The sequence below is a fragment of the Longitalea arenae genome (genome assembly GCF_016924755.1).
Lineage (GTDB): Bacteria > Bacteroidota > Bacteroidia > Chitinophagales > Chitinophagaceae > Niastella > Niastella arenae.
In genome coordinates this window covers 182,106-193,728 of record NZ_JAFFJX010000002.1, presented here as the reverse complement: position 1 = coordinate 193,728, position 11,623 = coordinate 182,106, and the positions used below count along the sequence as shown (strand labels likewise).

Here is an 11,623-nt window from a genome sequence, read left to right as displayed (position 1 = left end):
CTATTGCTTATTGCCTGTTGTATATTGATTTTCAAATACATTTAATCCTGAACATAAATCTATTAACACCTGTGAAAAACTGTTTTATTGATTCTATCGCCCGCATATTACTTTCGTACAGGTTCTTACTGATAATTGTTACGGTGCTGACTGAAAAACATCATACAAGATCAGGCAGCTTAAAAGGGAACCGTGTGAAAATCACGGGCTGACGGGCAACTGTAAGTTGGGTGAATGGAGAGTTATTAGGTCACCAAGCTGATCCTACAAAAACCACTGCTGATGACCGGTGAAAGCCGCATCGGTGGGAAGGTACTCAGCAAATCAACAAGCCAGGAGACCTGCCGTTACAGATATGTTTGGAACTTTCCCGATAAGGTACAGGCAAATGATATAAGCTTCAGCTATCACAAGCTAAGTTATTGGGGTCCCGGCGAATGCCGGGATCGCTGGGGTTGCTATCTGCTGTCGTGCCGCATTATTTAAACTTACTAACTATTTTACATGCAGTACGAAAATGAAGTGTTGTTACAGGAAAACAAGGACCGTTTTGTTATTCTTCCAATTAAATATCCCGCGATCTGGGAAATGTATAAAAAGCATGAGGCCAGTTTCTGGACCGCAGAAGAGATCGATCTCAGTGGTGATCTGAAAGACTGGGCGGCCCTCAATGATGGCGAGCGTCATTTTATTTCGCACGTACTGGCGTTTTTTGCAGCAAGTGATGGTATCGTGAACGAGAACCTGGCGGTGAATTTCATGAGCGAAGTTCAGTTGCCCGAAGCCCGTTGCTTTTATGGTTTTCAGATCATGATGGAGAATATTCACTCAGAGACCTATGCATTACTGATAGATACCTACGTAAAAGATCCCAACGAAAAAGACCGCTTGTTCCACGCAATAGATACGGTGCCCGCTGTAAAGAAAAAAGCCGAATGGGCCCTGCGTTGGATCGAACAAGGGAACTTCGCCGAACGTTTAGTAGCTTTTGCAGCAGTGGAAGGGATCTTCTTCAGCGGAAGTTTCTGTTCTATCTTCTGGTTAAAGAAAAGAGGATTGATGCCGGGCCTTACATTCAGTAATGAACTGATCAGCCGTGATGAAGGTTTGCATTGTGAATTCGCCTGCCTGCTGTACAGTATGCTGAATAATAAGTTATCGCAGGAACAGGTGTACAGCATCATTGGCGATGCCGTACGTATTGAAAAAGAATTTATCACGGAAGCATTACCGGTTGACCTGATAGGCATGAACGCCCGCCTGATGCAACAGTATATTGAATTCGTTGCCGACAGATGGCTGAGTGAACTGGGTTATCCCAAAATGTTCAACGCCGCCAATCCCTTCGACTTTATGGAGATGATCTCGCTGCAGGGGAAAACCAATTTCTTCGAAAAGCGGGTAGGGGATTACCGTAAAGCCGGTGTAATGGCGAATAAAGATTCGCAACAGTTCTCCCTGGACGAAGACTTTTAGGGATTTTGGGATTTCGGGATCTGGGGATTTAGGGATTCGGAATTTCGAGATCTTTTCTTAGTCTCTAAAATTTAGCCATCTCAAAATCTCAAAATCTCGAAATCAGAAATCTCGAAATCAGAAATCAATTTGATAGCACAATAAAACTCCATTAGCATGAACGTAATTAAAAGGAATGGGAAAAAAGAAACAGTAAAGTTTGATAAGATCACCGCGCGCATTCAGAAGCTGTCGTATGGATTGAGCCCGCTGGTGGATGTGATTGAGGTAACAAAAAAAGTTATTGAAGGCATTTATGATGGGGTTACCACTACCGAGCTGGATAACCTGGCTGCAGAAACGGCTGCCTCATTAACTACCAAACACCCCGACTATGCCCTGCTGGCATCCCGTATTGCCGTAAGCAACCTGCATAAGAACACAGAGAAATCTTTCTCTGCCACCATGCGCAAACTGCATCAGTATACCGATTCGGCTACCGGCCGTAAAATGCCCCTGCTGGCCGATGACATAATGGAGATCATTGAAGCCAATGCAGAGCTGCTCGATAGCTCGATCATTTATGACCGCGATTTCGGGTTCGACTACTTCGGCTTTAAAACCCTGGAGAAATCATACCTGCTGCGCATCGACGGTGTTATAGCAGAACGCCCGCAGCATATGTATATGCGCGTGTCGATAGGTATTCATAAAGAAGATATTGAAAGCGCCATTAAGACCTATAACTTAATGAGCGAGCGTTGGTTCACCCATGCTACGCCAACTTTATTCAATGCAGGTACGCCCAAGCCGCAAATGTCATCCTGCTTTTTGCTTACCATGAAAGACGACAGCATCGATGGCATTTACGACACGCTGAAGCAAACTGCCAAGATCTCACAAAGCGCCGGCGGCATAGGCTTGTCAATCCATAATGTGCGGGCAACCGGTAGCTATATCGGCGGCACCAATGGCACCAGCAATGGGATCATTCCCATGCTGCGGGTATTCAACGATACAGCGCGTTATGTTGACCAGGGCGGTGGCAAACGCAAAGGCGCATTTGCTATTTACCTGGAACCCTGGCATGCCGATATCGAAAGTTTCCTTGACCTGCGTAAGAATCATGGCAAGGAAGAACTGCGCGCCCGTGACCTGTTCTATGCCTTATGGATCAGCGACCTGTTCATGAAACGCGTTGAGCAGAACGGCGACTGGAGCCTGTTTTGTCCGAATGAAGCGCCCGGACTGAGTGATACTTTCGGCGATGAATTTGAGGCTTTGTACCAACGCTATGAGCAGGAAGGCCGCGCCCGCAAAGTGATCAAAGCCCAGGACCTGTGGTTTGCCATCCTGGAAGCACAGATCGAAACCGGCACTCCTTATATGCTGTATAAAGATGCCGCCAACCGGAAGAGCAACCAGCAGAACCTGGGAACGATCAAGAGCAGCAACCTGTGTACAGAGATCCTGGAATATACCAGCGCCGATGAAGTAGCTGTTTGTAACCTGGCATCGCTGGCATTGCCCCGCTTTGTGAATGAGGGAAAATTCGATTTCGATAAATTATACGAAGTAACCTACCAGGTAACCCGTAACCTCAACCGCATTATCGATAATAACTATTATCCGATCGAGGAAGCAAAACGTTCGAACCTGCGTCACCGCCCGATTGGTTTAGGCGTACAAGGTCTGGCCGACGTGTTCATCCTCCTGCGTTTGCCTTTTGAAAGCGAACTGGCAAAGGTGTTGAACAAGAACATCTTTGAGACCATTTATTTTGCCGCCATGACAGCCAGCAAAGATATGGCCATCGAACAGGGACCCTATGAGACCTTCGCCGGCTCTCCTTTATCGAAAGGACTGTTCCAGTTCGATCTGTGGAATGTACAGCCTTCGAACCGTCATGACTGGGATACATTGCGGGCAGAAGTAATGAAACATGGTGTTCGCAACTCCTTGCTGGTAGCACCCATGCCCACGGCTTCTACTTCCCAGATCCTGGGCAACAACGAATGTTTCGAACCCTATACTTCCAACATTTACGTACGCCGGGTATTAAGCGGCGAGTTCATCATCGTAAACAAACACCTGCTGAAAGACCTGGTACAACTGGGCTTATGGAACGATACCATGAAGAATAAGATCATTGCAGCAAATGGTTCCATTCAGCAGATCAGTGAGATCCCGGCCGAGATCAAGGCTTTGTACAAAACCGTATGGGAGATCAAACAGCGTCATTTGATCGATATGGCGGCTGATCGCGGCGCCTTTATTTGCCAGTCGCAATCGCTTAACCTCTTTGTTGATAATCCAACGGTGGCCAAACTCACCTCGATGCACTTTTATGCCTGGAAAGTGGGTTTAAAAACGGGTATGTATTATCTGCGTACCCAGGCAGCGGCCCAGGCAGTTCAGTTCACTGTTGAAAAACAGGGCAGCCGCCAGATGGAGCCAGTAGTGCCAAAATCAGGCGAAAGCAATGACGAAATAATAACCGGCCAGGTGTGCACCATGGAAGAAGGTTGTGTTACCTGCAGCTCATAGTCTTCACGCTAACCTACTATATCTGAAAGGGACTGGCCAAAAAAGGTTAGTCCCTTTGCTTTGCACTGCTTGATTGCAGATGATGATTGCTCTTTGAAAGTAACCGGGAAGCCTGTAACCTGCAACTCATGGTTTTTAAGCTTAAAGCATTAATCATTATCGAAAAGCTGTTTGGGATGGGTTTAAATGTTAATATGTAGGTTTCTTTAACAATTCATAGACAAATTTTTACCAATTTTAAGCTATGAAAGCCATTAATTTGTTAAAAGTTAAATTGCCCCATGAATTGCAACCGAATTTATAGATCCCTGATTGCTTTGGTCTTATTGATCACCGGTGCAGGGGCCGGCTATGCACAACAGATCGATTCCATGGTGAACCTGTATGGAGAAAGATATCCGCAGGAAAAGATATATGTTCACTTTGATAAACCTGCTTATAATACCGGCGAAACCATTTGGTTCAAGTCCTATTTATTTGCCGGCATCATGCCATCCCCGATCAGCAGGAATTTTTATGCCGAGCTGGTTGATCAGTCAGGCAAGGTTTTACAGCAGAAGGTATTACCCATTTATGAAGGAACCTCTGCAGGGCATTTTGACCTGCCGGCCAATTTACCGCCGACGATCGTTTTCAGGGCTTACACTACCTGGATGCTGAATTTTGATACCAGCTTTTTGTTCAGCAAAACCATCCGCATATTGAATAAAACAACGGCCAGCCCCCCAGCTGGCGCAACCGGTACAAGCACGGTTAAACAAACGGCCGCTAAGCAAACTGCTGCTGCCGGCGGCGCCAGCAGTCTTCCGGCAGCCGTTACATTACGTTTCTTCCCTGAAGGTGGTGATCTGATCACAGGCATTGAATCGGTCGTTGCCGTTAAAGTAACCGATGCCTATGGATTGCCGGTATCGGCACAGGGTTCTGTTAAAGATGCATCAGGGGCAACCGTGGCCAGTTTTGGAACCGTGCATGATGGCATGGGTCGTTTTACCATTGAGCCCCAGGCCGGAAAAACATATTATGCGGAGTGGACAGATGAAAAGAAGCAATCCCATAAAACACCCTTACCGGAAGCGAAACCCATGGGGGTAGTACTGCAATGTGCCCCTACGGGTAACCGCGAGGCGTTCATTATAAAACGACCGCAGGATGCCCCTGATAACTTAAAGACCTTGTACCTGCTCGGTTATTTCAATTCACAGGTGGTATATAAGGCGCGCTTGAATTTGCAGCAGAATTTCATGGTCAGCGGCTCCATTCCGCTCGAGGGTATTCCCACCGGTATGTTGCAATTGACCTTGTTCGATGCCAACTGGAAACCCATGGCGGAACGTATTGCATTTGTAAATAAGGAAGATTATTTCTTTACCACGCGGGTAGTACCTGTAGTTAAGAATACCGAAAGGCGGGGCAAGAACACGCTCGTAATAGATGTGCCGGATACGCTAAAATCGAACCTGAGTATTTCCATAACCGATGCAGCATTAAGCAAAGCCGACCCCGATGCCGATAACATTGTGTCGCATTTGCTGTTGAGCGGCGACCTGCGCGGTTATATTCATAATCCTTATTATTATTTCACGGGGAATGATGATACGGTGCGTTCGCACCTCGACCTGGTAATGCTTACCAATGGCTGGCGCCGGTTTAAATGGGATGAGTTGGCGGCTGGCAAACTGCCAACGATCAAATTTCCCCAGGAGAATTATCTATCACTGAATGCTACCTTAACGGGGGTATTGCCAAGCCAGGTGCCTAAGAACACCCAGATCAACGTTTTCCTGCAGGCAAAGGATTCTTCCCGCCAGTTGTTCTTTTTATCGATGGATTCAAGCGGTAAGTTTAAACAGGATGGATTGGTATTCTTTGATACGGTAAGTGTGTTCTACCAGTTCAATAACAGTAAACACCTGGCTAGTAAGGCCATTGTTAATTTCAGCAATGGTACGCTGAAAAGCGCTGCCGCCATCAAACCCGATTCTGCCTGGCGTGTGCCCATGCCCCTGGATACAAGCCTGTTGAACCGGGGAAAATTCTTTGCATCAGAAGCAGACCGCCTAAGGCCGGAACTGGAGAAAAAGGTAAGGGTGCTGGAGACGGTAACGGTAAAGGCAAAGACAAAGACCAAACAACAGCAAATGGATGAACGCTATACCAGTGGCTTGTTCTCGGGCGGCGATGCTACTACCTTTGATCTCACCGAAGATATGTCGGCCATGGGCGCTATGAACATCTTTACGTACCTGCAGGGCAGGGTGGCCGGTTTGCAGATCACTACCGGCGGTGGTGGAACGCAGTTGCAATGGCGTGGCGCAAGACCTGCATTATACCTGAATGAAATGCCGGTGGATGTGTCGGCGATAGAGAACATTCCAGTTGCCGATATCGCTTATGTAAAAGCCTTCCGGCCGCCCTTCTTTGGCGCTGTGGGCGGTGGTTCAGGCGGGGCGATTGCCATTTACACCAAAAAAGGCGGCGATGTTACTTCTTCCAATTCCAATATAGCAGGTCTTGATAAGACCCGCTTAACGGGTTATGCAACGCCGAAAGAGTTCTATTCGCCCGATTACAGTAAGGAAGTGACCAATGCCGATCTGCCTGATATTCGTTCTACCTTATACTGGGCGCCCTATATTCTTACCGACAAGAACAATCATAAAATAACCCTGCATTTCTATAATAATGATGTGTCGAAACGCCTGCGGATCATTCTTGAGGGGATGAATGAAGACGGTCAGCTGACCAGGGTGGAGAAGCTCATCGAGTAATAGGGATGCTGAGCAACGGAATAATGGCCCTCGTTTTTAACGGGGGCTTTTTTGTTCACAGTTCACAGTTCGCAGTTCGCAGTTAGCAGTTCACAGTTGGCAATGGGCAAGTTGGGAGCTGGGCAACCGGTAACAGGTAACCGGTAACTGGCAGCTGGCAGCTGGCAGCTCAACGGGCAACCGGCAACTGGCAACCGGTAACTGGTAACTGGCAACCGGTAACCGGTAACTGGCTGCTGGCAACTGGTTAATTCTTTAAAATAGTTATCGTCTTATTGGGATCATGCCCGCGAATGGCCGTTGAATCGACCGGCTCCTGCGGAAGCTTATGATTATAGGTAATCACAAATTTGGAGTACATATCCATCATCGGACTGGCAAAATGGATGGCATCGCCTTCCTGAGGCGTAATGAGCCCGTCGATGATCAGCGTATCACTATCTGTCATGGGTTCAATCTCGAAACTAATGTTATAAGCTATTTTAGGATTGGGCTTTGTTAGCTCCAGGTCATAAAAAGAATGGTTACCGTAGGTAATGAACAGGGTGGCCTTGGAATATTGCTTGCTCATGGTGTCCTGCTCAACACCATTCAATACCTCTTTTAATGGAGTTGAATCAGCGTGCATCCATACACTGTCGATATACATCACTTCTTTGGGATCATCAGCCATGTATATTTTCAGCTTTTTAATAATGGAATCAGGGGTGTTCTTGAATACGATGGTATCGTGATTGGCCGTTTTGGGTTTGCGATTGAACCAAAAATACATGCCGATACCGGCAATGACCATGATCAATAAAATTATCCATGTTCCCCGCATATAGTTAGGTTATAGGTTAGTGTCAATAGTTCATTTAAAGTACCAAATCCCTTGCAATTAACATGCCTTGATGTCAGGAAAATCTTTTATTAACAGAGATCCGGGTTTTAGATGAGCACCTAATTGACATTGTGATCGACTATCTTTGGCTACAATCATTTGAGATGAAAATTGCAGATATCATTGCCTTGCTCGAATCGATAGCACCGCCTTCCTTACAGGAAAGTTATGATAATGCCGGTCTGCTCACGGGTGATGCCGGCTGGACCTGCTCGGGCGCCCTGTGCACGCTTGATGCAACCGAGGAAGTGATCCTGGAAGCCGTTCAACGCGGTTGTAACCTCGTAGTGGCACATCACCCCATCATTTTCGGAGGCCTGAAAAAGATAACCGGGAAAAACTATGTGGAAAAAACCATTATAACAGCTATAAAAAATGATATAGCGATCTATGCTATTCATACCAATCTCGATAATGTAATATCCGGCGTAAACGGGATGATGGCCGATAAACTCGGCCTGGTTTACCGGAAGATCCTGGCGCCCAGGGAAGCGACGCTCAAAAAACTGTACACTTTTGTGCCGCCTGCCCAGCTGGAAGATGTACGCTCGGCCCTGTTTGAAGCAGGAGCCGGACATATCGGAAATTATAATGAGTGCAGTTTCGGAGTAACTGGCACCGGAACTTTTAAAGGCGGCGAAGGCACCAATCCATTTGTTGGCCAGCCGGGCGAGCGGCATTATGAGCAGGAAGAGAAGATAGAGGTTATATTCCCTGCTTACCTGCAAACAGCCCTGGTCAGGGCTTTGCGAACAGCGCATCCCTACGAGGAAGTGGCCTATGATATTGTAAACCTGGCCAATACGCATGCCGGCATCGGGTCAGGCCTGATCGGCGAATTACCGGAAGCCCTGCCGGAAATGGCTTTTTTGAAACAGGTAAAACAGGCTTTTGGCCTGCCGCTGATCAGGCACACCGCCCTGCGCGGACGCCCGGTAAAAAAGATAGCATTATGCGGGGGAGCAGGTAGTTTCCTGGTTTCCAAAGCATTAGCCGCAGGAGCCGATGTCTATATCACCGGCGATATGAAATACCATGAATTTTTCGATGCCAATGGCCGGCTTATAATTGCTGATATCGGGCATTTCGAAAGTGAGCAATTTACCATAGATTTACTCGCTGGGATTTTGCAGGAAAAATTTCCTACCTTTGCCGTCCTTAAAACGGCTTTAAAAACCAATCCTGTGCATTATTTTGTTGATTAGAGAACTGATCGCTGAAGGGAGCGTCGCAAGATAAGTGGCATCGGAGATGGAAAGCCGGGGACAAACTTCAGCCCATCCAAACAGGTGAGGGGCGGGTTAAAACAACAAACTATAAATTCTTTATGGCTAACGTTAAAGATTACTCTGTAGAAGAAAAATTAAGCTCACTCGTTGCATTGCAGAAGGTTGAATCGAAGATCGACGAGATCCAGATCCTGAAAGGGGAGTTGCCGATGGAAGTGAGCGACCTGGAAGATGAGATTCAGGGTTTACATGCCCGCCAGGTTCGGATCGAAGAAGAGATCAACGGCATACAGGAGTTTATCAACCAGAAGAAGAACGCGATCAAGGAAGCTGAAGCCCTGATCAAGAAATATGAAAAGCAAAGTGAGAATGTAAAGAACAGCCGCGAGTTCGAGGCCATCAATAAAGAAATTGAAATGCAGCAGCTGGAGATCAAGCTGGCTGAAAAACATATTCGCGATGCCAATGAAGAGATAGCCGAGAAAGTGGTAGTGCTGGATAAAGCCAAAAAGAACATCGCTACCAAAGAAGGTGTATTAAGCACTAAAAAAGGGGAGCTGGAAAAGATCATTGCTACCACCGAGAAAGAAGAAAAGCACTTTAATAAACAGGCTTCAGAAGCCCGCGAGAAAGTAGAAGAGCGCCTGTTGTTATCATACGATCGCATCCGTAAGAACTACCGGAACGGCCTGGGTGTAGTACCGGTTGAGCGCGATGCCTGCGGTGGTTGCTTTAACGCTATTCCTCCGCAACGCCAGAGCGAGATCCGCCAGCGTAAAAAGATCATCGTATGCGAGAACTGCGGCCGCATCCTGGTTGACCGCGACCTGTTCGATAGCGTAGATGTAAAGTAAAATATCATCAAAATACTGAGCAGCCTCCTGGTTCAATCCGGGAGGCTTTTGTTTTTATGATTGTGCCGCGCACGCTGCTACGCCTGCAATGGGCGAGGCTGTGCCTGCGCGCAGGGCTAAGCCTTCTTTGTCCCGCAGTTGCTGCAGGCTGTTGCTTTTGCCTTTTGCCTAGGTGGCCTTGCCGGCTTGTTGGGGTATTGCTTTTTGCCAATTGCGGTTATTGCCTATTGCCAATTGTGGGTATTGCCTATTGCCCTTTTGCCTTTTGTGTTTATTGCCTATTGCCTTTTGGGGTATTGCCAATTGCCTTTTGCCTGGTTGCCTTTAGCTATGCCTTCTGCCTTTAACTGCTTATATTGCGCCATGAATCGGCTGAGGCCAACCTCGTTGGCGGTCTTATTATTGGTTTTATCGTATGTGCCTGCCAGGGCACAGAAAGTATTTGATTTTAACGAGCGCTGCCGCCAGGCTTATCATGAGATCATCCAGTTGAAATTGGGCAGCGGGCAACAATTGCTGAATGCCGAAAAAGCACAGCACCCCAATAACCTCATTCCTTATTTCCTCGAAAATTATATTGATTTCTTTACACTCTTCTTCAATGAAGACCCGGAAGAATATAAAAAGCGTCTGCCCAACAGGGAAGCAAGGCTCAAGCTGTTGAATGAGGGACCGGAAAGTTCGCCTTTCCTGTTATTCACCCGCTCCGTAATCCATTTTCAATGGGCCGCCGTGCGAATAAAATTTGGCAATAACTGGGATGCAGGCTGGGAGTTCCGCCGTTCTTTCCTGCAGGTGAAAACTAATATGAGGTCCTTCCCTCATTTTACCCCGAATGCATTATATGCTGGCGCTATGCAGGTAGCGGCGGGCACTATTCCTGAGGGTTATAAGTGGTTGAGCAGTTTAATGGGTATCAATGGCAGTATCAAAAAAGGCATGGCCCGCATCAATAACTTTTTACAGGCGAAAGACGAGTGGGCCTTGCTGTTCCGCGAGGAAGCGATATTCTATTATTGTTACCTGAAGTTCTATATCGAGAACGACCGCGTAGGTGTATTTAAGTTTATAGAACAGCAGCAGCTCGACCTGGTGAACCACCATTTGTTTACTTACCTGGCAGTCAATCTGCACCTAAGTAATCAGCAGGCAGAGATCGCCGAACAGATCATTTTGAACAAAAATCCCGCTCCGGCCTATTTGGTTATGCCCCTATGGGATATGGAAATGGGTTATGCGAAGGTGCATCACCTTGATCCGGCCGCTGCTTTATACCTGGAACGATTTATAGCCACCTTCAAAGGCCGCTTCTATGTAAAAGATGTTTTACAAAAGTTAAGCTGGCATTACTACCTGCAGGGCGATATGGCCAAAGCCAAGGCCTTCCGGCAGAAAATACTTAACAGTGGCAGTACCGATACGGAGGCAGATAAGCAGGCGCAAAAAGAAGCCAATACCAGTGTATGGCCTAACAAGATATTATTGCAGGCCCGTTTATTGAACGATGGCGGTTATTATCGCCAGGCCCTTGCCTTGTTACATGGAAAAAATACCGCGAGTTTTTCCTTGCCGGAAGAAAAACTGGAATTCGCATACCGGGCCGGCCGCCTTTACGATGATGTAGAGAATGACAGTGTGGCCATCACCTTTTACCAGCAGGCCATCGGGCTTGGTGAACAACGTAAGGAGCATTTTGCAGCCCGGGCGGCATTACAGATCGGGTATATCTTCGAAAAGCGGGGTGAAAAGCAAAACGCCATCGAATGGTTCGAAAGATGTATGAGCATGAAGGACCATGATTTTAAGAACAGCCTCGATCAAAGGGCCAAAGCCGGAATTGCAAGGTGTAAAAATGAATAGCCTGAAGTGTCAATGCAGTTTGGA

At 47.1% G+C, this 11,623-nt stretch carries 7 protein-coding genes and 1 riboswitch; of the genes, 6 read left to right on the top strand and 1 reads right to left on the bottom strand.

Annotation, left to right across the window (positions count from 1 at the left end; genetic code table 11):
• Positions 1 to 124 precede the first annotated feature (124 nt).
• Positions 125 to 363: riboswitch (cobalamin riboswitch) on the top strand.
• 141 nt (positions 364 to 504) lie between these two features.
• The 3 genes from JT717_RS05820 (at position 505) to JT717_RS05810 (ending at position 6,773) form a co-directional block, all read left to right on the top strand.
• On the top strand, positions 505 to 1,476 hold the full coding sequence (locus tag JT717_RS05820; protein WP_205509258.1) for a ribonucleoside-diphosphate reductase small subunit: 972 nt from the start codon (positions 505 to 507) through the stop codon (positions 1,474 to 1,476).
• A 156-nt stretch (positions 1,477 to 1,632) separates the two neighbouring features.
• Positions 1,633 to 4,002: a ribonucleoside-diphosphate reductase subunit alpha gene (locus JT717_RS05815; RefSeq protein WP_205509257.1), complete on the top strand. Its 2,370-nt coding sequence runs from the start codon at positions 1,633 to 1,635 to the stop codon at positions 4,000 to 4,002.
• 281 nt (positions 4,003 to 4,283) lie between these two features.
• Positions 4,284 to 6,773, top strand: a complete 2,490-nt coding sequence (locus JT717_RS05810) for a hypothetical protein (protein ID WP_205509256.1) — start codon at positions 4,284 to 4,286, stop codon at positions 6,771 to 6,773.
• Positions 6,774 to 7,020: 247 nt separating this feature from the next.
• Here the strand turns inward: JT717_RS05810 and JT717_RS05805 are convergent, their stop codons facing one another.
• A complete protein-coding gene (locus JT717_RS05805) occupies positions 7,021 to 7,596 on the bottom strand; it encodes a hypothetical protein (RefSeq protein ID WP_205509255.1) in 576 nt (191 codons plus the stop codon).
• A 164-nt stretch (positions 7,597 to 7,760) separates the two neighbouring features.
• On the opposite strand from JT717_RS05805, the gene JT717_RS05800 reads away from it, so the two are divergent.
• From JT717_RS05800 to JT717_RS05790, 3 genes are all read left to right on the top strand, one after another.
• Positions 7,761 to 8,861 (top strand): Nif3-like dinuclear metal center hexameric protein, encoded by a 1,101-nt coding sequence (locus JT717_RS05800; protein WP_205509254.1) that lies wholly within the window; start codon positions 7,761 to 7,763, stop codon positions 8,859 to 8,861.
• A 122-nt stretch (positions 8,862 to 8,983) separates the two neighbouring features.
• The gene (locus tag JT717_RS05795) at positions 8,984 to 9,739 is read left to right on the top strand and encodes a zinc ribbon domain-containing protein (RefSeq protein WP_205509253.1); all 756 of its coding nucleotides are present in this window, start codon (positions 8,984 to 8,986) and stop codon (positions 9,737 to 9,739) included.
• 363 nt (positions 9,740 to 10,102) lie between these two features.
• Complete coding sequence (locus JT717_RS05790; protein WP_205509252.1) at positions 10,103 to 11,599, top strand: tetratricopeptide repeat protein; 1,497 nt, start codon at positions 10,103 to 10,105, stop codon at positions 11,597 to 11,599.
• The last annotated feature ends 24 nt before the right edge of the window (positions 11,600 to 11,623 follow it).